This window comes from Pseudarthrobacter sp. PH31-O2, assembly GCF_030063265.1.
In the GTDB taxonomy this organism is placed as follows: Bacteria; Actinomycetota; Actinomycetes; order Actinomycetales; family Micrococcaceae; genus Arthrobacter.
Genome location: NZ_JASIST010000009.1, coordinates 47,621 through 71,569, shown reverse-complemented (window position 1 = coordinate 71,569; position 23,949 = coordinate 47,621). Strand labels below are relative to the sequence as shown.

Below are 23,949 nucleotides of genomic sequence, written 5' to 3'. Positions count from 1 at the left end.
CGGTCCGGTGTCAACCCTGGCTGGTGTCGGTTTTGGAAAGCGTTCCGGTGACGGGTTCCCCGTGAACGCGGGCAGTGCGCCAGGTGTCCAGGGCGATCACCCCGCCGAGGACCACCAACGAGATGGAGAGCGAGGCCAGCGCGTCAGTCAACCAGTGATAGCCCAGATAGAGCCTGCTGATCGCGGCAAAGAAGATCCCGACGCCGGCCAGGATAAAGCCCCATCCGGCGCCTGCACGGCCGGGTCGGCGGGAGAAGATCAAAAAGGTGCTGACAAGGAGGAAGTCGCAGGCGCCGAGAACGTGCCCGGACGGGAAGGAAAACGTGAAGTCGGCGCCGAAGAGCATCAGGTCTACGGGCGGGCGCTGTCGTTCGACAATGCGCCCGATGATCTGGGCAAGGATCACGCCGGTGAGCATGGCGCCGGCAAGGAGCATCGGGCGCCAGGCGTGCTTGGCGAACAGCCCCCAGGCCACCGTCACCACCAGGACGATGACCGGCAGGGCAACGGGGCCGAAGATGACAGCGAGGATGATCATGATCGTTGTAAGTGGTTCGGAGCGGAGGGCCACGAGCCCGGACCGGACAGGTTCGTCGCCCGCCGTGAGGCCGCCATGAAGGAGGACACCGGCAAGGATTGCGGCGAACAGCACGGCGCCACACACTACGAGGCCGACGGCGGTCCGATAGAGGCTTTGTCGGTCCTGCACGCTCAGGTAGCGTTCTTCGACCACAAATTTGTCGTGGAAGACCCGCCACCGTCCGGGCGACTTTCCCGTGATTTCCTTTGACATTCCTGCATCCGCCCTGCACTGTTCGTGGACATTCCGTCCGTGCAGAATATCCCGACTCCGGGTTCTCCTCCGTTTAACTGCGCTGCGGACCCGCCGGCCCGGTCGCCGGTAGCCTAAAGCGATGGGCGCCATGAATGAACTAATCAACAACAGCGTGGTCGGCTCGCTGGAGCGCATCCTCGCCGCGGCCGGCCCGGCCATCCGCCTCCCCCGCCTGGCCGAAGCAGCCGGGCACCTCGACGAACTGAGCCTGCGCGAACGCACCGATCACCTCAGCCGCGCGCTGCTCACCGACCTGCCCGGCGGCTACCAGGCAACGGCGGCCATCTTCCGCCGGGCACTCGCGGAGCCGGACTTCACCGGCTGGATGATCTGGCCCGTGGGCGAGACAGCGGCCACCCTCGCCCTGGCCAGGACGGGCCCGGGCGATTTCGCGGACTGCCTGGCCCTGCTTGCCGAGCTGACTCCGCGGCTCAGCAGCGAATTCGCGATCCGGCGGCTTCTTGCCGCCGACCTGGAGCGGGCACTGCCCGTCATTCAGACCTGGACCTCGCACCCGGATTGGCACGTCCGACGCCTCGCCACCGAAGGCACCCGGGCCTACCTGCCCTGGGCAGTGCGCGTTCCGGCGATCATCGAGCACCCCGCCGCCACCTTGCCAATCCTCGAATCCCTCTACCGGGACCCGGTCGAGGACGTCCGTCGCTCGGTAGCCAACCACCTGAACGATCTGGCCCGGCACGCCCCCGAGGAGGTAGTTGCCACCGCCCGCCGATGGATGGCCGCACCCGACGCGGACACCTCCAGGGTGGTCCGCCATGGACTGCGAACCCTCGTGAAGAAGGCCCATCCCGGGGCGCTCGAGCTGTTGGGGTTTGCGCCTGCCTCGCTCGCGGTGACACCGCTGCGCCTGGACCGCACCGTCGTCGAACTTCCCGGCGAACTCGGCTTTTCCTTCGAGCTCGCCAACACCGGGACCGCGGAAGCCCGGCTCGCCGTCGATTACGTGGTGCACTACGCCAAGGCCAATGGATCCCTCGCCGGGAAAGTCTTTAAGCTCGGAACTGCCGTCCTCGGGCCAGGCGAGTCCCGGACCTTCTCAAAGCGTCACGCCTTCCGCCAGATGACCACCAGGGTCCACCATTCCGGGGACCACTTACTGCAGCTGCAGGTGAACGGGGTCCGCTTTCCGTCGGCCGGATTCACTCTGCTGGCGTAGCAGCACGGCCGCCTGCGCCAGCCGCAGGTTTTCGACAGATGCCGGCCGGTCCTTGCTGTGAGCCGCTTCACACTGTAGTTTAATCATCACTTGTAGCTTAATCAGCAACTTGTGATGCTTATTGAGCAACTCACGCAGGAATTTACGCTGGATGGAGAACACCATGTCCGAGGCACAGCACACCGCCGCCCGCAGGAGACAAACCCGGGGCAAAGTCACCGAAGTGGAAACCTACGGCATTGAGCGGATTCCGGAGAAGGACCGCAACGCAAGCCCCCTTGACCTGTTCAGGGTGTCGTTCGGCGGTGCCAACACCTTCGCGACAGCGTTCCTGGGTGCGTTCCCCATTCTGTTTGGACTCTCCTTCTGGCAGGGCCTCGCCGCAACAGTCACGGGGCTGGTGGTCGGTGCCCTCCTGCTGGCGCCGATGGCTGTCTTCGGGCCTACCAACGGAACCAACAACGCTGTGTCCTCCTCCGCCCATCTGGGGGTTCACGGCCGGGTGGTTGGATCATTCCTCTCACTCCTGACAGCCATGGCATTCTTTTCGATCTCCGTCTGGAGTTCCGGCGATGCCCTGGTGGGCGGCTTGAACCGACTGGTTGGCCTCCCGCAGGAGATGGGTTCCTTCGCCGTCGCGTACGGGGTCTTCGGTGTGCTGGTGCTCGCCGTCTGCGTCTATGGGTTTAAGTTCATGTTGCTCGTCAACAAGATTGCCGTCACCGCGGCCACGCTGCTCTTCGTCGTTGGTTTCATCGCCTTCGCCGGCGACCTCAACCTGAACTTCGAGGGCGCCTTCGGAACCGGGTTCGACGGCGTCGGCATCGCGGGCTTCATCCCCGCCTTCATCGGCGCAGCACTGATCGTGATGTCCAACCCGATCTCCTTCGGTGCCTTCCTGGGAGACTGGGCACGTTACATCCCCACCGACACACCCAAACGCCGGGTGATGGGGGCCGCGCTCCTCGCGCAGCTGGCCACCCTGGTGCCGTTTGTCTTCGGGCTCGCGACAGCCTCCATCATTGCCGCCAAGGCACCGGAGTTCATGGACCCGGCGGCTCCGAATTACGTCGGCGGACTACTGGCAGTCTCCCCGGCCTGGTACTTTGTGCCGCTCTGCGCCATCGCCCTCATCGGCGGCATGTCCACCGGCGCCACCTCCCTCTACGGAACCGGCCTGGACTTCAGCAGCGTCTTCCCGCGCTTCAACCGGGTGCAGGCCACCCTGTTCATCGGCGTCCTGGCCATCGTCTTCATCTTCGTCGGCCGCTTCGCCTTCAACCTGGTCCAGAGCATCTCGACCTTCGCCACCCTGATCGTCACGTGCACCGCTCCCTGGATGGTCGTTATGATCATCGGCTTCATCACCCGCCGCGGCTGGTACGACGCAGACGCCCTCCAGGTCTTCAACCGCCGCCAGACCGGCGGCCGGTATTGGTTCAACCACGGGTGGAACCCACGCGGCATGGGTGCCTGGCTTGTCAGCGCCGCGGTCGGCCTGAGCATGGTCAACATGCCCGGCCAGTTCCAGGGGCCGCTGGGCAACCTGGCGGGCGGCGTTGACATCAGCCTGCCGGCATCGCTGGCGCTCGCCGCCGTCCTCTACCTCGGCATGCTGTGGATCTTCCCGGAACCGCGCGAGGTGTTCCCGGCCGCCGGGCCCCGCTGGATCCCCTCGAAGGACACCGCGGTCCGGCCGGTGCTGGACGCAGACGGGAACATCGTTCCGGCCGCTTTCGACGACGGTGCCGACGGTACCGGCGGCGCTGGCGGCATCGATGCAACCGTGCCGCACCAGCGCAGTGGCCGTGAGCCGGAACTGGTGGCCGGGTCATGACCTGGATGGATCTTAGCGTGCCCCTGCGCACCGGGATGCCCGTCTACCCGGGCGACCCTGACGTCCGGATTGAAAGTGCGCTGACCGTTGACGCAGACGGCGCAAATGTCCTCTCGCTCGCCATCGGAACCCACTCCGGAACCCACGCAGATGCACCCCGGCACGTCAGTGACGAGTGGGAAGCCCTGGACGAGCTGCCGCTGGGCCTCTTCAGCGGCGCCGCTGAACTGGTGGATCTCCGCGGTGTGGATCGCGGCGCACCCATTACCGCGGCGCACCTCGCGGGCATCGCCCCGGCGAACAACGACGAACCGGGCGACGGCGAACCCGACGACGGCGGTCCGCAACGGATCCTGCTGCTGCGGACCGGGTTCGCCGGGGCCTGGGGAACTGCAGAGTACCTGGAGCACCCCTGGCTGGACGCCGCCGCGGCGCAGCTGATCATCGACCGCGGCTATCGGGCAGTGGGCCTCGATGCCCTGAGCGTGGATCGCACCCCGCACGCCGGCCACGATACTGGGGCAGCCGACCACGGGTTTCCGGCCCACAACATCCTGGCCGGGAACGGCTGCATCATTGTGGAAAACCTCACCGGGCTCGAACAGGTCCAGAGCACCCTCGAGGCCGGCGCCGCCGTCGAGGTCTTCCTCTTTCCGCTCAGCATTCCCGGCGCGGACGGCGCCCCGATCCGCGCCGTGGCACGGCCGCTGGCTGCCGCGCCACCGGCGCCGCAGCTGCCCGGCGGCCGGGACCTCAGCCGCACGGAGGTCCAGGACGCAGCGGATCGCCTTGTCGCAGCGTTTGCAGCCTGCGACACCGACGCCTACTTCGCCGCCTTCAGCGCCGACGCGACCTTCATCTTCCACCCGGAAGCGGAAAGTCCTTCCTCCCGGTCCGCCTACCGGGACCTCTGGCACAGTTGGCTCGAATCCGGCTGGCGGGTATTGGAGTGCCGCAGCACCGAGCAGAACATTCAGCTGCTGGGAGCCACCGCAGTGTTTTCGCATCGCGTGGCCACTACCGTCCAGACCGATCACACGGGAGGACGCTTTGCCAGCGACGAACGGGAAACCATCGTTTTCCACCGCTCAGAGGACGGCAGCATCCACTGTGTCCACGAGCACCTTTCACTGTTCCCCGCGTGATCACGGGTACCAACACCGGCGCGCGGGGATTTGACGCGCCCACAAGTATGACGTTACTGTCCTTTCAATCATTGGGGCCAACGAGAAGTACACACGAAAGACAGTGCAATGATCACCACCACCGACTCCATTGAGATCCAGGTCGAGAACCGCCACATCCTGGACGAGCGCCTTAACGCCGCCGTCCTCGGACTCCAGCAGATCGCGATGGCCACCGGGACCCAGGGCATCCTGATCACCCGGCACAAGCCCGGCCACTACACGGCGGAGCTGTCCGACCTGGTCCCTTTCGGCATGACCCGGGAAATCATTCACTAGTCCTGGCGCAGGGTTGCCGTCCGCTCCAGTTGCGGACGGCAACCCGACGCTCAGCTTCCCGCCTCAGCTCCGGCCCTCGTCAGCGCCGCCTCCAGCAGTTCAATATCGATCCGCGCGTGCATCACGCCGATGGTCGCTGCCTCTGCCGGGCGCTGCCCGCAGATGGCCTCCACCAGCCGCTCATGATCGGCTAGCGCCCGGAGCTCCATTTCCTGCATTCCCTCGGGGAAACCCCAAAGGTGGGCTGGTGCGCCGAGCCCGATCTGGGCCTCAAGTTCCAGGAGGATGCGGGTCAGCGTCAGGTTGTGGGAGGCCTCCGCTATAGCCAGATGGAGCCGAGCGTCCGCCTTTTGCGAGGCGCGGCCCGACTCGGCGGCACGGTAAGCGTCAAGTCGTTCGCGCAGGACCGCCGCATCAGCCGCATTTCTGTTTTCAGCCGCGGCCCGGGCGATCGCTCCGTGGAGCTGGACCATGGCTTCGCACGTGTCACGCAGCGATTCCCAGCGAGACGTGAGTGTCCTTTGTACTGACGCGTTCGACGCATCAGTCCACTGTTCCCGAACAAAGGATCCCCCTGCGCGGCCGCGTTGGGTGGCGAGCAGGCCCTGGTCAACGAGTCGTCCGATTGCGGTCCGGACCGTCATTCTTCCAACGTGGAGCGACTCCGCGAGGTCGCGTTCTGACGGCAGGCGCGCGCCCGGCAGATACTCCCCGACGGCGATCGCCGTGATGAGCCGGTCGGTAATTTCATCCGCCCGGGACGACGCGGCCAGAGGTGTGTCCAGCGTCCTTTCGGGACCGTCATCTTTGCTCTTGGCCATGGGACAAACCTATACATATTTCTAAAAGGTCTTGGAATTAGACCATTTATGCGCAAGGATAATGCTCACGCCCGACCAAAGGATCGCACGTGACAAGCCTCACAACCCACCGGGTTCCCTTCGGCCAATGGGAGACCTGGACAGCCGTCTTCGCCCCTGATCTTCCCGTACCCGGCGCGCTTCCGCTCATCGTGCTTCACGGCGGACCGGGCATGGCGCACAACTACCTCAAGAACCTTGAGGCGTTAACGGCCACCGGGCGCACAGTCATCCTCTACGACCAGCTCGGCTGCGGAAACAGTTCGCACCTACCAGATGCGCACGACGGTTTTTGGGTACCGGAACTCTTTGTTGACGAGTTCCACAACCTGCTGGAGTACTTCCGCATCGGCAGCTTCCACCTGTTGGGGCAGTCCTGGGGCGGCATGCTGGGTGCCGAAATCGCGGTGCGGCAGCCCTCGGGCCTGGCAAGTCTTTCCATCTGCAATTCGCCGGCTTCGATGGAGCTATGGGCGAAGGCCGCCGCGGAGCTCAGGAAGGACCTGCCCCGCGAGGTCCGGGATGCGCTGGCTCTCCACGAGAAGGCGGGCACGTTGACTTCCCCGGAATATTCGGCGGCGACCATGGCCTTCTACGAGCGCCACGTCTGCCGCATCTCGCCGCTTCCCGCCGATTTTGAGCACAGCGTGGCTCAAATGGAAGCCGAACCGACGGTCTACCACACCATGAACGGCCCCAATGAGTTCCACGTCATCGGAACGCTCCGCGACTGGAGCGTCATCGACCGGTTGCACCTTGTGAGGGCCCCAACGCTGATTGTCGCCGGTGAATTCGACGAAGCAACCCCTGCCACATGGGCCCCATTCATCACCAATATTCCGAAGGTGGACAGCCACGTCTTCCCCGGGGCAAGCCACTGCACCCATCTGGAACAACCCGAGGAATTCCAGCGAGTAATCGCCGCCCACCTGGCCCGCCATGATCAGCCACGCCACTCCTAGCACCGCCTCCGCCACTCCCCTCCCAGAAAGTACCCGATGGCAAATTCATCCAGCTCCCCTGAACTCAGCGCCCAACAGCAGCTCGAAGCGTTCGGCTACAAGCAGGAACTGAAACGGTCGGTGTCCACCGCTGACTTGCTCGTCTATGGACTCGTTTTTATGGTCCCGATCGCCCCGTGGGCTATTTTCGGCGTTGTCTATAACGCGGCCGGCGGTATGGTCCCGCTGGTTTACGCTATTGGACTTATCGCCATGATCTTCACTGCCCTTGCCTATCAGCAGATGGCCAAGTCCATCCCGCTCGCCGGTTCGGTGTTCTCCTACGTGGGGCGCGGGCTACATCCCACCGCCGGGTTTTTTGCCGGGTGGGCAATCCTGCTGGACTATCTCCTCGTCCCGACGCTCCTGTACGTTTTTGCTGCCGAGTCGATGGTGGGCATCTTTCCTGACTCCCCGCGCTGGCTATGGGCGCTGATCTTTGTGGCGGTCAACACCGTCGTTAATCTGCTCGGCATCAGCTCGATCAAACGGATGAACCGCATCTTCCTGGCAATTGAACTCATCTTTGTCGTCATTTTCGTCGTGATCGCCGTTAATGCCCTGGCCACAAACGCTGTTCCGGGCGCCGAACTGACCATGAACCCGATCTGGGACGCAACCAAGGTGACGGGTCCGCTGATCGCCTCGGCCCTGTCCATAGCGGTCTTGAGTTTCCTCGGGTTTGACGGCATTTCCACCATGTCTGAGGAAGCCACCGGCGGCCGCAACGCTGCCGGACGGGCCATGATCATGGCGCTGTTCCTGGTGGCGTTCCTGTTCATCCTGCAGACCTGGCTGGCCAGCGCCCTGGCAGGCGGCCGGGAATCATTCAACGATGACGAGGTCGGCAATGCCTTCTTTACGATCGTCGCGGCCGCCTCGAACAGCGGCTGGATGACGGCGTTCTTTGTGGTGAACGTCCTCGCTATCGGAGTGGCGAACGCCATGGCCGCACAGGCCGCCACCTCGCGGCTACTGTACTCGATGAGCCGCGACCGTCAACTGCCCCGGTTCCTGTCCCGGATTGACAGCCGGCAGGTTCCCCGCAACGCCATCATCCTGGTGTCCGCCATCTCGGCGGTCCTTGTCTTGTTCTTTGTGGGACAGATTGACGTCATCTCCGCGCTGGTGAACTTCGGCGCACTTTTCGGTTTTATGCTCCTGCACCTGTCGGTCATTTTTCACTACATCGTGCATCAGAAGTCGAAAAACTATGTGCTCCATCTTCTGGTGCCGGTCCTGGGCTTCCTGATCATTGGCTATGTGCTGCTCAACGCGGCTCCGGAGGCAAAAATCGGCGGCGCCATCTGGCTCGCAGTAGGAGCCGGAGTCTTCGCATACTACAAATACACCGGCCGGACACCTGACCTCAGCGAAGAGAACAACGGCGGGCCGGAGTTGTCCATGAGCGCAACGGAGTCCCAGCGATGACCGCCAGCGCTGAACATTTCCTCGACAAATCCCACGGGAAGTTCTCGTTCTCCGGAAGGGAAGAACCTGCGCTGCGAATCGCACCCGGAACCGGTGAGCGGATCGCGTTCGAGACCAGCGACGCCGTCTACGCGGAACTGCACGTTCATCACGACCTTGACCGGCTCACCGTTGGCATCAATCCCGTCACCGGACCGGTCTTCGTGGACGGGGCGGAGCCGGGCGACGCCCTGATCGTCACGATTCACGAGATCCTGCTCAACGACTGCGGCTGGTCCGTCAGCCTGCCGGGAACGGGGGCACTGCGCCACGTGATGGGCAGGGAGATGTTCACCAGGCGGATCCCGATCGACGCTGACGGAGTGCACGTAACCGACCGGCACGTCTTCGATCCCCGGCCGATGATCGGCTGCATCGGCACAGCACCGGCAGAGGGGGGAAACTCCACCGTTATGCCAAGCTTCGCCGGCGGCGGGAACATGGACCTCACGGGGTGCCGGCCAGGTTCGAAGGTGTATCTGCCGGTCATGGTGGAAGGCGCGTACCTCTCGATCGGAGACATCCATGCCCTGATGGCCGAAGGCGAGTCGTCATTCGTGGCCATCGAGGCCGAGGGAACAGCCGTAATCAGCATTGAGCTGGCAAAAGACATGAACCTCCGCGCCCCCCGGATCGAGACCGGTGAGGAATGGATCTTCGTCGGCCTGGGCAACCCAGTCCAGGAAAGCATCACCCGCGGCTACGAAGACATGTTCCACTTCCTCGTCAAAGACCACGGCTGGGAGCGGGAAGACGCCTACGCCGTGCTCAGTGCAGTCGGCGACTCCCGTCTCGGCGGACCGACAGGATCATCGGCGCCGGACCCGCTCCACCCGTTCACCCCCGTGGGGGCAGTCACTGTGCACCGCCTGCCCAAGAGTGTGCTGACGCCACAGTCCTGAACAGGAGCCGCTCAAAATGGCTGAGCCTGCCGCCTCGCCCCGGCAGGCTCAGCTTTCCAGCGGCTCAGGCGGGGTAAGCCCCCGAAAGGGCTCAAGCCGGGATTCAAATTCGGCGCGGTCCTCCGCTGCCAAAAGGCCGTTGGCCCCGTACCCCAGCGCCAGCGTATTGAGCTGCCACGGCGATCCTTCGGGCTGCTGGAGCCGTTCCTTGAAGGTGCCGCTGGTGTCCTTTGAAAGGTCCTGAAACCTGAAGGACAGCCACTGACCTGCCCGCCCAAGCGCCACCCCGGAAACAATAACCTGCTCCTCCGGGGTCAGACCGCCAAGGTCCCGGGTCCGGTCCTCTGCAGACCAGCCCTCCAGGGCGTCGATTGTCGGCGTCCCATAGCCGTACCGGCCACTGACCTCCCCGATGATGCCAATTGCCCGCTGCTTTTCTTCCCACGCCTGCGGCACTGTGGTGCTCTGGGATTCGGGACCGTTCACGTTAGTAAGGAGTGATTGGCCTCCGTAGTTATTCTCCGTCGGCCGCTGAAACGGACTGCCGCCGGCTTCGTCGCCCGCAGGGGACCATTCGAGCTGGAATTCCTCCGACAGGGCGGCCCTAATCTCGGCAACCATGGCCTGCCCCGCGTCGAAGCCCTCCTGCGGTGTGGGGCCGGCCAGGATCTGCCGGGAATCGACGCCAGCGACACCGGGGTACTCGCGCCAGTAGACGGTGCGCTCAGCACCGTCGGCCCCTGCGTCCACTGTCGTCCGCCCGATGGCGCTCTCGAACATGTGCTGCAGGATGGTGGCAGCGGGAACCGCGACTATCCCGGCAACAGCGAGGAGTGCCGCCAGGATCCACAATCGACGGGACCATCGGAACGTCAACTGTGACATCTAACCGCACCCCCATACAGTAGTTGCCACGACACTACAGGAGACCGGCGTATCCGTCGGACCCACGATTACCAGTCGTGGACCGTTCCGTCGACGAGGCGGTTGTAGGGCAGGTAGGCCTGCTGGTAGGGGTAGGCCGCGGCGGCTTCCTCATTGAACTCCACGCCGATGCCGGGCGTGTCGCCGGGGTGCAGGTACCCGTCCACGAAGGTCATGGATTGTTCGAAGACCTCGTTCGTTTTGTCCGAGTGCTGCATGTATTCCTGGATGCCGTAGTTGTGGATCGCCAGGCCCACATGCAGCTGCGCGGCGAAGCCCACCGGGGAAATATCCGTCGGCCCGTGGAAACCGGACTTGATCTGGTACTGCGCGGCGAAATCCATCACCTTCTTCAGCGGCGAGATCCCGCCGAAGTGCGTCGAGGCGGCCCGGACATAGTCGATCAGCTGTTCCTTGATCAGCGTCTGGAAGTCGAAGACGGTATTGAAGATTTCCCCGATCGCCAGCGGCGTTGTGGTGTGGGAACGGACAAGGCGCAAGGCCTCCTGGTTCTCGGCCGGGGTGCAGTCCTCCAGCCAGAACAAGTCATAGGGCTCCAGCGCCTTGCCCAGTTTCGCGGCCTGGATCGGGGTCATCCGGTGGTGCCCGTCGTGCAGCAGCGGCAGCTCCGGCCCGAATTCATTCCGCACCGCTTCGAACACCGTCGGCAGGTGCCGCAGGTACGCTCGGGTGTCCCAGTCCTCCTCCGCCGGGAACGCCCCGCGACCGGCAGGCTCATAGTCATACCGCTCCCCCGAGGCCTGTGCCTGCGCCGCTACGCCGTACACGGCCTTGATCCCGGGCACCGCGGTCTGGATCCGCACCGACTTGTAACCCAGCTCCAGATGTTCCCGGACCGAATCAAACAACGCGGGCAGGTCCGCCCCGGAGGCATGCCCGTAGGCGCGCAGCCCGTGACGGGACGCCCCGCCGAGCAGCTGGTAGACCGGCATCCCGGCGAGCTTGCCCTTAATATCCCACAACGCCATGTCCACCGCTGCGATCGCCGCCATCGTCACCGGACCGCGCCGCCAGTACGAGGACCGGTACAGGAACTGCCAGGTGTCCTCGATCCGGTGCGGGTCCTTGCCGATCAGCAGCTGCGCAACGTGTTCCTTCAGGTATGCGGCCACCGCGAGCTCGCGGCCGTTCAGGGTCGCATCCCCAATCCCGGTCACACCGTCCTCCGTGGTGATCCGCAACGTGACGAAGTTACGGGACGGGCTGGTCACAAAGACTTCAGCGGCAATGATTTTCACAGTGGGTCCAGGCTTTCTGAGTCGGTTTGACGTTGGGGGTTGAGGCGGCGGTGCCGGCCCTAGCGTTGAGTCGTTCCGCTGAGTGCGGTCCCCAACAGTTCCAGTTCGCCCCGGCAGGGCAGGCCTTCCCAGTCGCCGGCAGTGCTGACCGCGAAGGCGCCCGTCAGGGCGCCGCGCCGCAGGCGGCCGGCGACGTCCTCGCCGTCGAGCAGGGCGGAGAGGTAACCCGCAGTGAAAGCGTCACCGGCTCCCACCGTGTCGATGCTGGTGACCTGCACGGCGGGCGTTTCCCAGCGGCCCGCCGCGGTGTGGACCCCGGCACCGGCCGCGCCCCGCTTGACCACAACCTCCCGCACGCCCCGGGCCAGCAGTTCCGCGGCCATCGCCGCTTCGGCGTCGTCGGCCGCGCCGGAATACCCATGGCCGGAGGCGACCAGGCCGAGTTCATCGTCGGATGCGATCAGGATGGTGGCGTGCCGGGCCAGCGGGGTGAGGACTGCGCGCGCCTCTTCCCGGGACCAGAGCTTGCTCCGGTAGTTAACGTCGAGGGACACCTCCAGGCCTTCGCCGGCGGCCCGGGCGGCCGCATACTCGACGGCCTGCCGTGCCTCCTGGCTGAGGGCTGCGGTGATCCCGGTGAGGTGCAGGACCCGGGTACCGGTCCGGAAGGCCGCGTCGACGTCGGCCCGGCAGAGCGTGGATCCGGCGGAACCGGCGCGGTAGTAAAAGGCCCGGCTGACGTCGGCGGTGCGTTGTTCGAGGAACATCAACCCGGTGCCGCGGCTGCCGTGCTCCCGGTAGTGCACCCCGATGCCCTCGCTGCGCAACTGCCGGAGGATGAACTCACCATGCGGGTCGGCGCCAAGCACGCCGGCCCAGGCCACCCGGTGGCCAAGCCGTGCGGCGCCGACGGCCACATTCGACTCCGCCCCGGCAACGTGCATGCCGAGGGTTCCGCCAGCGGACAGCGGCCCGGCGGAGCGCAGCGACACCATCGATTCACCAAAAGTCAGCAAATCAACGGCCGGCAGCCCGGCTTCAGCGCTCACTGCGGACCCTTCGCGGCGCTGCGCAGCCCATAGTCGGCGGCCAGCGCCACAAAGTCCCGGGCCCGCGCCCGCATCGGCGCCAGCTCGCCGCCTGAACCGGTGTCACCGAAGAGCGGTCCGCCCAGGCCAACGGCGACGGCGCCCGCCTGCCAGTAGCCGGACGCCTGCTCCAGCCCGACCCCGCCGACGGCGATAAACGGGATGCCGGGAAAGGGGTCCCGCAGGGCTTTGAGGTAGCCCGGTCCGCCGATGGAGGCGGGAAAGAGCTTCACGGCTGTGGCTCCCCGGGTCATGGCCTCGTAGGCCTCGGTCGGGGTCAGCGCCCCGGCCAGGACTGGGATGCCCCGCGCCGCGGAGACAGCGATGGACTCGGCCAGGGCCGGGGTCACGGTGAACTGGCCACCGGCCGCCGCCACGTGATCCACGTCCTGCGCGGTCAACACGGTGCCGGCCCCAACGAAGCAGCCTGCCGGCGCAGCGGCGCGGACTGCGCTGATCGCCTGGAGTGCGTCCGGTGTGGTCAGGGCAATTTCGACGTAACGGAAGCCCTCTTCCATGGCCGCCAACGCCGCCGCTGCCGCGGCGAGGCCGTCAGTGCCGCGCACAATGGCGACGAGCCTGGTCTCCTGGATTCCGGCCAGCAGGCTCTCGGAGGTCAGGACATTGCTGGGGTTCACGGTCATGTTGTTCACCATTCTGCGAAGGCTCCGTCGGGGTGGCGCCAGACGGGTCCGCGCCAGGCGTGGCCGCGTTTGTCCGCGGCGCGGACCACTGCCTCGTCGATTTCGATCCCAAGGCCCGGGCCGGTCAAGCGTTCGATGTGCCCGTCCACGAATCTAAGCGGGGATTTGTCCAGGACATAGTCCAGGACTTCGGCGCCCTGGTTGTAGTGGATTCCGATGCTTTGTTCCTGGATCAGGAAGTTGGGCGTGGCGAAGCCCACCTGCAGGCAGGCGGCAAGGGCCAGCGGACCGAGCGGGCAGTGCGGGGCCAGCTGGACCTCGAAGATTTCGGCGAGCGAGGCAATCTTGCGGACCTCGGTGATGCCGCCTGCGTGCGAGAGGTCCGGCTGGGCCACGGCGATGCCCGCCTGCAGCGCGGGCAGGAATTCCTGCCGGCTGTAGAGCCGTTCTCCGGTGGAGACCGGCGTCGTCGTCGACGAGGTGAATTCGCGCAGCAGGTGTGTATTCTCCGGAACCACCGGTTCCTCCAGGAAAAACGGCCGGTAGGGTTCCAGCAGCGGCGCCACCCGCCGGGCGTTGGCCAGGCTAAAGCGGCCGTGGAAGTCGACGGCGACATCGCGGTGGTCCCCGAGGACCTCGCGGGCGGCGGCGACCCGGCGGACAACGCCGTCGAGCTCCGCCACCGAGGCAATGGGGCTCATCCGGCCGCTGGCATTCATCTTGACGGCGGTGAGACCGACCTCAAGCTGCGCGCTGATCTGGTCGGCCACCTCGTTGGGCTCGTCACCGCCCACCCAGCCGTACATCCGGATCCGGTCGCGGACGTGGCCGCCCAGGAGCTGGTGCACCGGTGTGTTGAAGTGCTTTCCGGCGATATCCCACAGGGCCTGGTCCAGCCCGGACACAGCACTGGCGAGGATGGGTCCGCCACGGTAGAAGGAACCCTTCGTCATGACCTGCCAGTGGTCTTCGATCCGGAGCGCATCGTTGCCGATCAGCAGCTCGGAGAGCTGGTCGACGGCGGTGCGGACCGTTTCGCTGCGGCCCTCGCAGCTGGCCTCGCCCCAGCCGACGATCCCGGACTCAGTCTCGATCCGGACGAACAGCCAGCGCGGCGCGACCAGGAAGGTTTCAATCCTGTTGATGAGTGTCATCTGCCTGCTACCCTTTGGTCGCGCCGGCGGTCATGCCGGAGACGATGTATTTCTGCGTGAACAAGGCAATGACCATGATCGGGATCGTGACCACCATGGCGGCCGCCATCAGCCCGCCCCAATCGATGGAGGCGTAAGAGACGAAGTCGAAGATCGCGACCGGGAGCGTCTTGGTTTTGGACCCGGACAGTACGAGGGCAAACATAAAGTTGTTCCACGAAAAGATGAAGGACAGGATCCCTGCAGTAGCCATGCCGGCCACGGAGAGCGGCAAGGTGATGCGGCGGAAAGCTCCGATCGGGGTGAGCCCGTCCACCTGGGCCGATTCCTCGAGTTCCAGCGGAAGGGAATCGAAGTAGCTCATCATGATGTAGACGATCAGCGGGAGCGCTACGAACATGTGGCTCAGAATCAGCACTTCAAATCCGCCCACCATCTTCAGGTTGGAGAAGACGTAGTACCAGGGCACCAGCAGGGAGACGCCCGGAATCACGCGGGCCATCAGTACCACCAGGGCCGAACGGTGCATCGTGAAACGGCTCATGGCATAGGCGGCAGGGACGCCGAGCACCAGCGAGAAGGCGGTGGAAACGAAGGCCACCCAGAAGCTGTTGATGATAAAGACGAAGTAGTTGTTCCGCTCCAGCACGTTCGTGTAGTTCTCGGTGGTCGGGGTGAAAAAGAAGGATTTCCCCGTGTCGTAGATGTCCACGTTGGTCTTGAATGAGGCCAGCAGCATCCAGAACAGCGGCGCGACCAGGAACAACACCACCGCCACGAGGGCGACCACGCGGAAGACCTTGTAGGCGCGGGGGCCCCTGGCCTTCCGGCGGCGCGGAGCCGGGGCGGGCCGCGTGGCGGGGATTTTGGATTCGGTCTGTACGGTCATTTGTTTGCCGCCTTCTTGCGCATGGTGAGCAGCCACATGGTGCCGATGATGATCATAAAGAACAGGATCAACACCGCGGAGGAGAGCCCGTACTGGTTGTAATCGAAGCTCAGCCCGTAGGCGTAGACGTTCAGGGTCTCTACCTCGTGGAATGAACCGCCGCCTTTGCCTTTGGTGGCATAGAGGATGTCGAAGGTTTTGAGGGCGTCGATGCCGCGCAGCAGGATGGCGACGATCACCGTTGGCAGCATCAGCGGAAGGGTGATGTAAAAGAAGCGCTGGAAGGCGTTGGCGCCGTCCATCCTGGCGGCCTCATCGGGTTCCTCGGACAGCGAGGTCAGGCCGGCGAGAAGGATCAGCACCACCATGGGGGTCCACTGCCACACGTCCATAAAGATCGTGGTGCCAAGGGCCGTGTCCTGGCCGGAGAGCCAAGGCTGGGCCGGAATGCCGATCAGTCCGAGAAGCTGGTTGGCGAAGCCGATGTTGGGATCGAAGATCAACCGCCACATCATGCCGACCGCCACCGGGGTTGCGACGAGCGGCAGGAGAATGGCCACCCGGACCCACTTTTCGCCGCGGAACGGCCGCCACAGCAGCAGCGCGATGCACATGCCCAGAACCACTTCGCAGGCCAGGGCCACGCCGGTGAAGGACATGGTGCGGCCGACGGCGGGCCAGAACCGGTCGACGTCGGAGAGGACAGTGATGTAGTTCTGCAGGCCAATGAACTCAGAGGCCGCGCGGACGGATCCCTGGGAGTCGGTCAGGCTCAGGAACAGCGTCCAGGCCAGGGGGAAAACGATCAGGACGCCGACGAAGATCATGGCGGGGGCCGCGAAGAGCCACTTGCGGTGCCGGTTGGCCCAGGCGGAAAAGTTCGCGCGCGGACCCGGCGGGCGGCCGGCGCTGCGGGCTGGTGCGCTGCGGGGAGGGTTCAGTACAGACATGGTTCACCTAAGGAGTTGGGGGTGAAGTGAGAAGCTGGCACCGGCGGAACGGCAGCGGGCCGCCGTTCCGCCGGTGCTGTGCAGGGCGACCAGTACGAGGTGCGCCGCGGTGTGCTACTTCTTTTCGGTATCCAGGAATTTCTGGAAGTCGCCGTTGGCGGCATCGGCCGCAGCGGGGACGTCGGCTCCGGTGATGGAGGAGACAATCGGCCCGCCGACAATTTCGCGGGCCTTGCCTACCGTGATGACCTCGGGCCGGTCGTGGCCGACGCCGTTCTTGGCGCTCGCGGAGATAGCCTCGGCCAGATCCTTCGGGTACGTGGACGTTCCGGCCGGGTCGGCCCAGACCGAACTGCGGGGTCCGGGAACGCCGGCCTTCTGCGCGGCCAGGGTGCGTTCCTTGCTCGTGGCCCACTGGATGAACTTCCAGGCGTTGTCCTGATTGCTTGAAGCCTGGTTCACGGCTAGGCCCCACGACGGGATGTTGTACGGCTTGGAACCGGCAGGGCCTGCCGGCAGCGCGGCAAAACCGACAGTGTCGGAAACCTTGGATTTGGCCGGGTCGGTGGCGTTCTTGTACAGGGAGTCGGCCTCGGTATAGAACGCGGCCTTGCCCTGGGTGAAGATGGCCATCGCTTCGGGCCAGCTCATGTCGGTGCTGACGTTGGCCGGGCCGTAGTTCTTGATCAGGCCGCCGTAGTACTCATAGGCCTTTTTGGCAGCGTCGGAGTTGATGGCGGATTTGCCGCTGGCATCAGTGAAGTCGCCGCCGAAGCTGTACAGGAAGCTGGAGAACTGGGTGACGGCCGCGGACTTGCCGGTCCGGGCCACAAAACCTGCCGTGTCCGGTGTGGCGGCCTTGATGGCCTTGGCGGCCGCTTCGAGCTCTTCCATGGTCTTGGGCACCTCAAGGCCGGCGGCCTGCAGCAGGTCCTTGCGGTAGTAGAGCACTTCGCGTTCGGTGATAATCGGGACGCCGACGACCTTGCCGTCGGCTGTAGTGGCCTTGACCGGGCCCTCCTGGTAGTCCTTCCAGTCCCAGCTGGCGTCCGCGGAGACCTTGGACGTCAGGTCGGCGAGGTAACCGTTCTTCGCGAACGCCTTGCCCTCCTGCAGGGGGCGGTACATCATAACGTCGATCTCGTCGCTGCCGGCGTTGAGCTTGACGTTGTACTGGTCTGAAAGCTGGTCCTCGCCGAGCTGGGTCAACTCAACTTTGAGGCCGCTGGACTTCTCGAATTCCGGAATCGCCGCTTTGATGCCTTCGGTCCAGACGTGGTTCGCGAGGGTCACCCGGACGGTGCCGGCGGCTTTGGCATCGCTGCTGCCGCTGGCTCCGCCACAGGCAGTGAGGCCCAGAGACAGCGCAGCTGCGACAGCCGCGTACTGCATGATTGAACGTCGCTTCATTACGACTCCCTTGGTTCATTTAGGGCTGGGCGTCACTGTCCAGCCGGCCGCAAATGCATCTTTACATCTGCTCTGGAAGCGATCTTAGGGAAATAAAGCAGACTTAAACAACCCCTTGCGCCTTATCGGTATGATTTATTTATGAAAACCCCAAAGGCGGAGTTCCCGGCCGACCTGCATTCCGTGCTGGTCCAGAATCTGGGACTTGCCATTGCCGAGGGGACCCTGGTGCCGCACTCGATCCTGCGCCTGGACGAACTTGAGGCCCAGTACGGGGTGTCCCGCTCGGTGGTCCGGGAAGCCACGCGGGTGCTTTCCTCCAAGGGGATGCTGGAATCGCGGCGGCGGCTGGGGACTGTAGTCCAGCCGGAAGAGTCCTGGAACGCTTACGATCCGCAGGTGATCCGGTGGCGGCTGGCCTCCTCCAAGCGGCTGGAGCAGTTGCAGGCGCTGAACGAACTGCGCGGCGCCATCGAACCACATGCTGCCCGGCTGGCCGCCGAACGCGCCTCCTGGGATACCGGCAGCGACCTGGTCTCCGAAGCGGCCCGGCTCTGGGCCGCGGGCCAGCAGGGAGACCAGGATGAATTCCTGCGCCTGGACATCGAATTTCACGCGGCAGTACTTCGCGCCTCCGGGAATCCGATGTTTTCCCAGCTGCACAACCTTGTCACGGAGGTTTTGACCGGCCGCACCCAGCATGGGCTGATGCCACATCTGCCGCAGCACGAGGCCCTGCAGCTGCATGTGGACGTAGCCAGCGCCATTCAGCGCGGCGAGGCGGACGTCGCTCACGCGGCCATGAGCCGGATCGTGGAGCAGTCCTCCGAGGAAATGAGTTACATCTGGTCCAGCCACCAGCAGCCTGCACCGCCCGCCGGCCCGGCACCGGCCCCCGCAGCACAACGCGGGGCCACCGAGGGCTCATCCCCGGTGGTGGGATAGGCCCGCGGTGACCCCGCGTCGTTGACGCTAGCGGCCGCCCTCGATCTTCCGGCTCCGCTGTTCCTGGGCCATCGGCCCGTACGGGTAGACTCCGACGCGCGGGCGGCTCACCTCGCTGAGGCGCATCAGTTCGCCCTCAGTCAGCCGCAGGTCGGCCGCCGCGAGGTTGTCGGCAAGCTGTTTGGTGCTGCGGGCGCCCAGGATCACCGACGTCACGGCCGGCTGGTCCGCCAGCCAGGCCAACGCCACCTGGGCGGCACTGGCCTCGTGCCGGCCGGCGATCTCCTGCACTGCCTCCACGATTTCCCAGGTGCGAGGGTCCTCGTTCCTGGCCTTCCAGGCCTCCATGCCCCGTTCCGGATTTTCGCCCAGCCGGGTGGCACCCGCGGGCGGCTGGTCCTTCTTGTATTTGCCCGAGAGCCAGCCGCCGCCCAGCGGGGACCACGGCAGCAGGCCGATCCCGGCGTCGAGCGAAGCAGGAACGATCTCGGACTCGATCTCACGGACCAGCAGGCTGTACTGCGGCTGCAGCGTCACCGGGGCGCTGAAGCCAAGGGCCTTCGCCAGATGCACTGCCTTCGTCAGCTGCCAGCCAAGGAAGTTCGAGAACCCGTAGTAGGCTATCTTGCCGCTGCTGACGGCGTCGTGCAGGAACCTTAGGGTCTCCTCCAACGGAGTGATCGGATCCCAGGCATGCAGCTGGTATAGGTCGATCTGCTCCACGCCGAGCCGGCGCAGCGAAGCATCGAGTGCCTGGGTGAGGTGGCGCCGGGAGGTCCCGACGTCGTTGGGGGCGGCCCCCATCGGAAACCGGCCCTTGGTGGCCACGACGGCCCGGTCCCGGACCTCGGTCCGGTCCGCGAGCCGCCGTCCCACAATCTCCTCAGAGACCCCGGAGCTGTAGACGTCCGCGGTGTCAATGAAGTTTCCGCCGGCCGCGAAGTAGTCGTCAAGGATCGTGCGTGACTGCTCCTCTGTGGCCTCGGCGCCAAAGGTCATGGTGCCCAGCGCGTAGGTGGAGACGACGGCGCCGCTGCCGCCCAGGGTGCGGTATTTCATGGAACTCCTTAGTGGAAAGTGAATGAATGCAGCTGATTCAGTCTTCGGTGGGGGTGGTCCGCTCCGGGTGGTAATCGCGCCAGCTGTGCTCAGGGGCGTAACCCAGGAGCCGCTTGGCCTTCTCGATCGAGAGCATGGTTTCGTGTTCGCCCAGTTCCTTGACCACGGTGACGTCCGGGAACACTTCTGCGGCGAGGCTGGCACTGGAGCGGCCCATCACGGTGTCCTCGTTGGCGATGATAAACGCCTCGAACCCGGGCTTGCCGTGCTCCAGGGCGCGTGCGACGGCCTGCGCACCGTCCCGGCCGTCAATGTAGCCCCAGAGATTCCACTTGCGCAGGGACGCATCGTGGTCGAACGAAGGAAACTCCTCGTAGTCCTCCGGGTCCATCACGTTGGAGAACCGCAGGCCCGTGATGCTCAGCTCCGGGTCCCAGCGGGTCAGCTGGATGGCCATCTGCTCTTCGAGGTGCTTGACCAAGGAGTAAGTACTCTCGGGCCGCGCCGGGTATTCCTCGTCAACCGGAATATAGGGAGGGTCGACGTCGAACGGCAAACCCAATACCGTCTCGCTGGAGGCGTAGACAATTTTCTTGATCCCGGCCCGGCGGGCTGCCTGGAACACGTTGTAGCTGGACTGCATGTTGTTCTCGAACGTCGCCGCGTCGGGGGCGAGGCCGGGAGCCGGGATGGCGGCCAGGTGCACCACCGCGTCGAAGCCGGCGTGACGGTCCTCCAGGCCCAGGAAAACATCCACGACCTGACCATAGTTGCGCAGGTCCACCTCGGTGAAGTCCCGGCCGCGGGCACCGACCCGGTCCAGGCTGGTCACCTCATGACCGTCCTCGCTCAGTCTCCGGACTACGCTCCGTCCCAGTTTTCCGCTTCCTCCGGTAACAGCAACTCGCATCAAGATCTCCTCTGGTGGTCTTCGTCACTCCACCCTAAAGGCGGTAAAGAGTGCTGCCCAGCCCCCGTGGCAGGCCCTGTGCGTCCTAGGAAGATCCAGTCCCCCTCACCTGCCCGGCCACGGACCGCCAGCAGGGCCGCCGTGACTTTCGGCCCTAGGCACTCCGCCAGACCGGGAGCAGGCTGGGGCCATGAACGGTGATCAGCGCGTAGTCGTGGGCGTGGACGGTTCGGATTTCTCGACGGCGGCGCTCCGGCTCGCCGGCCGTATGGCCAGGGGCCTGGATGCGCCCCTGGCGGTCGTGACCTGCCTGGGCACCTCGGATCTCTTTCTGGCATCCCACCTGCCCGAAGAGAGCTCCCCTACGACCACCCAACTCGAAGAGACGGCCAAGCGGCTCGTCGACGAAGCCCTGGAGCGTGCCTTTGGCACCGACCTGCCGGAAGGCCTGAGCCGGACCGTGAAGTTCGGCGCCCCGGCCAAGGTCCTCGTGGCGGAGAGCCGGAACGCCCAGCTCCTGGTGGTCGGCCGCCGCGGCCGCGGTGGCTTCCTTGCACAGGTGATGGGATCAGTCAGCGGCGCCTGCGCGGCCCATGCCCATTGCCCGGTGCTGGTGGTCGGTCAGGACCCGGACAAAGACCAGGCGGGAAGATGAACCACAGCCAGTGGCCGGTCCGGGCACTCTGGATGGTCATTGGCTTGCTGACCGTCACTGCCGCGGTGGCCGGGCTGGTCTTCCCGGACATCTACCGGGGCGTCGTGGCAGCGGACCTGCTTCCCGGCGCCGTATCGCAGGACCTGATGTCAGGTGTTGCGGGCATCGCCCTGATCGTCCTGGCGCTGACGGTGCGTCGGGAGCAGACCAAGGCGCGGCTCGTGGCGCTGGGAATCTTGGGCTACCTGTTCTACGCCTACGGCATCTACTCCATCGAGCGGACCTACAACGGCTTTTACCTCGTGTATCTCGCCATCTTTGCGTTGTCTTTCTGGGGGGTGCTCTACACCGCAATGGAGGTCAGGGCGGAGGGGCCAAGGAGGGTGCGTGTTCCTGCGGGCATCCGCAGGCTTTCCGCCACGGGCGCGCTCCTGCAGCCGCTGATCTTTTACCCGCTGTGGATTGCCATGCTGCTGCCGCTGATGCGCACCCGCGAGCAGATCGATTCACTCTATTCCGTGTTCGTCCTTGACCTGTGCTTCATCATGCCCGCGTTCCTGATCCTCGCCGTCCTGACGTTCCGCGGCCGCTGGCCGGGTCTGGTCTTTATGCCCGCGCTGTTCCTGCTCGGCTTTACGCTCATTTTCTCCCTGGCCCTGGGGGAGCTGTTCAAACCGCTGTTTAAGCTCCCAGTGTCGGCGGCGTCCCTCTGGTCCTCGGTGCTGTTGTCTGCCCTGTTCCTGGTACTGGGAGTGCTGCACCTGTGGAAACTCGAGCTGAATCCCGGCGGCGTCGGCAGGCGCAACCGGGGCAGCCGCCCCGTCGGGCAGCATACCGGCGCCGGTACCGTTTCCGGCCCTGCTGGGTAGCACCGGTGGCCCGGCTGGAGATCCCGGCGGTGAAGCGTCCCTGTGCTGGGGCTCTTCGTTACGTCCGCAATCGCGCAGTGGCGCCGCCGGCAAAGCGTTTGGAAGGCCGCGTCCCATGAGCCGGCTCGCCTGTTCCTTCCGGTTCCGCGGTCCAGTGGCCGCCCTGGCCGCAGCCGCCGCCGCTGCCGGCTTTGTCCTCGCCGTCCGGCCCCGGCTGCTGCATTGGGGGGCGACGGCTCAGGAATCAGCTGCCGCGCTTCCCGGCGACGAGATCGTCCCGGTGCCGCGGATGCAGAGTACGCGTGCCGTCACCGTCCACGCTCCTGCTGCGGACCTCTGGCCCTGGCTCGTCCAGCTGGGTGCGGGACGCGGTGGCATGTATAGCTACGACCTGCTCGAAAACGCGGCAGGCCTTGGTATGCACAGTGCGGACCGGATCCTTCCCGAATACCAGCAGCTCGCCGTCGGCGACGTTATCCCGCTGGGCCCGGGCACGGGGATTCCGGTCCGGAGGGTGGAGCCCGGATCCGTGCTGGGCCTCGGCGGCACCATGGACCCGCGCACCGGAAAAATCATCTCCTCCGCCGGGGCAGCTGCGGGCCTGCGGCTGGAGCTCGGCTGGACATTTGTGCTGCATCCCGTCGATGCGCGCACCACACGGCTGCTGTCCCGGACGCGGTACGACTATTCCCCGCTTCCTGTTGGGCTGATTCTCCGGCCACTGCTGGAACCCCTGCAGTTCCTCATGGAGCGGCGTATGCTCCTGGGCATCAAGTCCCGGGCCGAGGGCCGCGGCCGCCAGCCCAGCCGCGTGCGGCGCCCGTGACCTTGTGCCCTACCCTGTCGGGCAGTGCCGGCATAGCCTCGAACTTGCCGGGCAGCCTTCAGCCGCCCGCCGTGTTCCGGGGAGGCAAACGGTGAAATCAGCACGAACAAGCATCATCGTGGGAATCGCGCTGATGGTGTCCGGATTCCTGCTTTTGTTGGACCTGCTCGGCTACCTCGACAGCGCTGCTCTGGTGTGGCCGCTCTTCTTTGCGGCGGCCGGCGTCGTTTTTGTCGTTGTGTTCTTCCGCAGCCGGGGTAACTGGTGGGCTGCCATTCCCGGTTCGGTCTTCCTGGGCCTTGCGTCGGTTATCCTGGTCACCCAGCTTTGGCCGGGGCGGGCCGGAACTTGGGCCGGGGCTTTCCTTTTCCTGTTTATGGGCGCAGGATTCGGCGCTGTTTACCTGCGCGAGCGCGCCAACTGGTGGGCCCTCATCCCCGCCGGCGTGATGCTGACGCTTGCCCTCGTGGTGACACTCCCGCAATCCTGGCAAGGCATGCCGGTGGCCGCGGTGCTCTTGCTGGGCCTCGCCGCTACATTCGCGGGACTTTCCCTGGTTCCCGTCCAAGCCGGGCCCGGCCTGGCCTGGCCGGCAGCCAGCCGGGTCGGGTCGGCAGAATCAGCGAGGATGAAGTGGCCGCTGATACCGGCCGCGGTCCTGGCCGTGCTGGGTGTCGTCTTCGCCGTGCAGGCTACGGCGCTGCTTACAGCGAGCGAGTTCTTTGTCCCGGTGTTCTTAGTGCTCGCCGGTGTGGCGCTGCTGGTCTACGCCTTCCGGCACCGCTCCGGCGGCCGCCATGGGGTGCGTGGGGCCTGACCGTA

Annotated in this window: 24 protein-coding genes; 12 read left to right on the top strand and 12 right to left on the bottom strand. The window is 65.4% G+C overall.

The annotated features are described in order from the left end of the window. Positions 1–10: 10 nt before the first annotated feature. Positions 11–793: a phosphatase PAP2 family protein gene (locus QMG72_RS14075; RefSeq protein WP_226775446.1), complete on the bottom strand. Its 783-nt coding sequence runs from the start codon at positions 791–793 to the stop codon at positions 11–13. 121 nt (positions 794–914) lie between these two features. Here QMG72_RS14075 and QMG72_RS14070 point away from each other — a divergent pair, with 121 nt between their 5' ends. From QMG72_RS14070 to QMG72_RS14055, 4 genes are all read left to right on the top strand, one after another. Next, positions 915–2,012 (top strand): DNA alkylation repair protein, encoded by a 1,098-nt coding sequence (locus QMG72_RS14070; RefSeq protein WP_283480859.1) that lies wholly within the window; start codon positions 915–917, stop codon positions 2,010–2,012. A gap of 163 nt (positions 2,013–2,175) precedes the next feature. After that, on the top strand, positions 2,176–3,849 hold the full coding sequence (locus tag QMG72_RS14065) for a purine-cytosine permease family protein (RefSeq protein WP_283480857.1): 1,674 nt from the start codon (positions 2,176–2,178) through the stop codon (positions 3,847–3,849). Between the two features lie 17 nt (positions 3,850–3,866). Further along, on the top strand, positions 3,867–4,994 hold the full coding sequence (locus QMG72_RS14060) for a cyclase family protein (RefSeq protein WP_283480856.1): 1,128 nt from the start codon (positions 3,867–3,869) through the stop codon (positions 4,992–4,994). A 108-nt stretch (positions 4,995–5,102) separates the two neighbouring features. Further along, positions 5,103–5,312, top strand: a complete 210-nt coding sequence (locus QMG72_RS14055; RefSeq protein WP_226775443.1) for a hypothetical protein — start codon at positions 5,103–5,105, stop codon at positions 5,310–5,312. Between the two features lie 50 nt (positions 5,313–5,362). Here the strand turns inward: QMG72_RS14055 and QMG72_RS14050 are convergent, their stop codons facing one another. Further along, a complete protein-coding gene (locus QMG72_RS14050) occupies positions 5,363–6,133 on the bottom strand; it encodes a FadR/GntR family transcriptional regulator (protein ID WP_226775442.1) in 771 nt (256 codons plus the stop codon). 89 nt (positions 6,134–6,222) lie between these two features. Between QMG72_RS14050 and QMG72_RS14045 the strand changes: the two genes are divergently transcribed. The 3 genes from QMG72_RS14045 to QMG72_RS14035 are packed head-to-tail and all read left to right on the top strand — an operon-like array spanning position 6,223 to position 9,545. Beyond that, positions 6,223–7,134 (top strand): proline iminopeptidase-family hydrolase, encoded by a 912-nt coding sequence (locus QMG72_RS14045; RefSeq protein WP_282358733.1) that lies wholly within the window; start codon positions 6,223–6,225, stop codon positions 7,132–7,134. Positions 7,135–7,170: 36 nt separating this feature from the next. After that, entirely contained in the window at positions 7,171–8,604 is a 1,434-nt protein-coding gene (locus QMG72_RS14040; protein ID WP_282358735.1) for an APC family permease, read from the top strand. Continuing rightward, a complete protein-coding gene (locus QMG72_RS14035) occupies positions 8,601–9,545 on the top strand; it encodes an acetamidase/formamidase family protein (RefSeq protein ID WP_283480855.1) in 945 nt (314 codons plus the stop codon). Before QMG72_RS14040 ends, QMG72_RS14035 begins: the two co-directional genes overlap by 4 nt. 48 nt (positions 9,546–9,593) lie before the next feature. On the opposite strand, the gene QMG72_RS14030 is transcribed toward QMG72_RS14035, so the two are convergent. From QMG72_RS14030 to QMG72_RS13995, 8 genes are all read right to left on the bottom strand, one after another. Then, positions 9,594–10,430: a hypothetical protein gene (locus tag QMG72_RS14030; protein WP_283480854.1), complete on the bottom strand. Its 837-nt coding sequence runs from the start codon at positions 10,428–10,430 to the stop codon at positions 9,594–9,596. 68 nt (positions 10,431–10,498) lie between these two features. Next, on the bottom strand, positions 10,499–11,728 hold the full coding sequence (manD, locus tag QMG72_RS14025; protein WP_226775437.1) for a D-mannonate dehydratase ManD: 1,230 nt from the start codon (positions 11,726–11,728) through the stop codon (positions 10,499–10,501). A gap of 59 nt (positions 11,729–11,787) precedes the next feature. Then, the gene (locus QMG72_RS14020) at positions 11,788–12,777 is read right to left on the bottom strand and encodes a sugar kinase (RefSeq protein WP_283480853.1); all 990 of its coding nucleotides are present in this window, start codon (positions 12,775–12,777) and stop codon (positions 11,788–11,790) included. Further along, positions 12,774–13,460: a bifunctional 4-hydroxy-2-oxoglutarate aldolase/2-dehydro-3-deoxy-phosphogluconate aldolase gene (locus QMG72_RS14015; RefSeq protein WP_283480851.1), complete on the bottom strand. Its 687-nt coding sequence runs from the start codon at positions 13,458–13,460 to the stop codon at positions 12,774–12,776. The genes QMG72_RS14020 and QMG72_RS14015 overlap by 4 nt, the downstream gene beginning before the upstream one ends. A gap of 5 nt (positions 13,461–13,465) precedes the next feature. Beyond that, positions 13,466–14,614, bottom strand: coding sequence for a galactonate dehydratase (gene dgoD / locus QMG72_RS14010; protein ID WP_282358744.1), 1,149 nt, complete (start codon positions 14,612–14,614; stop codon positions 13,466–13,468). Positions 14,615–14,621: 7 nt separating this feature from the next. Further along, positions 14,622–15,503 (bottom strand): carbohydrate ABC transporter permease, encoded by an 882-nt coding sequence (locus tag QMG72_RS14005; RefSeq protein WP_282358745.1) that lies wholly within the window; start codon positions 15,501–15,503, stop codon positions 14,622–14,624. After that, complete coding sequence (locus tag QMG72_RS14000) at positions 15,500–16,453, bottom strand: carbohydrate ABC transporter permease (protein WP_226775432.1); 954 nt, start codon at positions 16,451–16,453, stop codon at positions 15,500–15,502. Before QMG72_RS14000 ends, QMG72_RS14005 begins: the two co-directional genes overlap by 4 nt. A gap of 114 nt (positions 16,454–16,567) precedes the next feature. Beyond that, complete coding sequence (locus QMG72_RS13995) at positions 16,568–17,863, bottom strand: ABC transporter substrate-binding protein (protein ID WP_282358749.1); 1,296 nt, start codon at positions 17,861–17,863, stop codon at positions 16,568–16,570. A gap of 141 nt (positions 17,864–18,004) precedes the next feature. Here QMG72_RS13995 and QMG72_RS13990 point away from each other — a divergent pair, with 141 nt between their 5' ends. Continuing rightward, positions 18,005–18,808, top strand: coding sequence for a FadR/GntR family transcriptional regulator (locus QMG72_RS13990; RefSeq protein ID WP_283480848.1), 804 nt, complete (start codon positions 18,005–18,007; stop codon positions 18,806–18,808). Positions 18,809–18,835: 27 nt separating this feature from the next. On the opposite strand, the gene QMG72_RS13985 is transcribed toward QMG72_RS13990, so the two are convergent. Together QMG72_RS13985 and QMG72_RS13980 are read right to left on the bottom strand one after the other, a co-directional pair. After that, the gene (locus tag QMG72_RS13985) at positions 18,836–19,867 is read right to left on the bottom strand and encodes an aldo/keto reductase (protein ID WP_283480846.1); all 1,032 of its coding nucleotides are present in this window, start codon (positions 19,865–19,867) and stop codon (positions 18,836–18,838) included. 37 nt (positions 19,868–19,904) lie between these two features. Beyond that, a complete protein-coding gene (locus QMG72_RS13980) occupies positions 19,905–20,777 on the bottom strand; it encodes an NAD-dependent epimerase/dehydratase family protein (protein WP_226775428.1) in 873 nt (290 codons plus the stop codon). A 190-nt stretch (positions 20,778–20,967) separates the two neighbouring features. Between QMG72_RS13980 and QMG72_RS13975 the strand changes: the two genes are divergently transcribed. The 4 genes from QMG72_RS13975 (at position 20,968) to QMG72_RS13960 (ending at position 23,944) form a co-directional block, all read left to right on the top strand. Then, complete coding sequence (locus QMG72_RS13975; RefSeq protein ID WP_226775427.1) at positions 20,968–21,432, top strand: universal stress protein; 465 nt, start codon at positions 20,968–20,970, stop codon at positions 21,430–21,432. Beyond that, on the top strand, positions 21,429–22,301 hold the full coding sequence (locus QMG72_RS13970; protein ID WP_282358755.1) for a hypothetical protein: 873 nt from the start codon (positions 21,429–21,431) through the stop codon (positions 22,299–22,301). The genes QMG72_RS13975 and QMG72_RS13970 overlap by 4 nt, the downstream gene beginning before the upstream one ends. Before the next feature lie 115 nt (positions 22,302–22,416). Further along, on the top strand, positions 22,417–23,127 hold the full coding sequence (locus QMG72_RS13965) for an SRPBCC family protein (RefSeq protein WP_282358757.1): 711 nt from the start codon (positions 22,417–22,419) through the stop codon (positions 23,125–23,127). A gap of 91 nt (positions 23,128–23,218) precedes the next feature. Continuing rightward, positions 23,219–23,944 carry a hypothetical protein gene (locus QMG72_RS13960; protein ID WP_283480844.1) on the top strand — a complete coding sequence of 242 codons (726 nt, stop codon included), beginning with the start codon at positions 23,219–23,221 and terminating at the stop codon, positions 23,942–23,944. Positions 23,945–23,949: the final 5 nt, after the last annotated feature.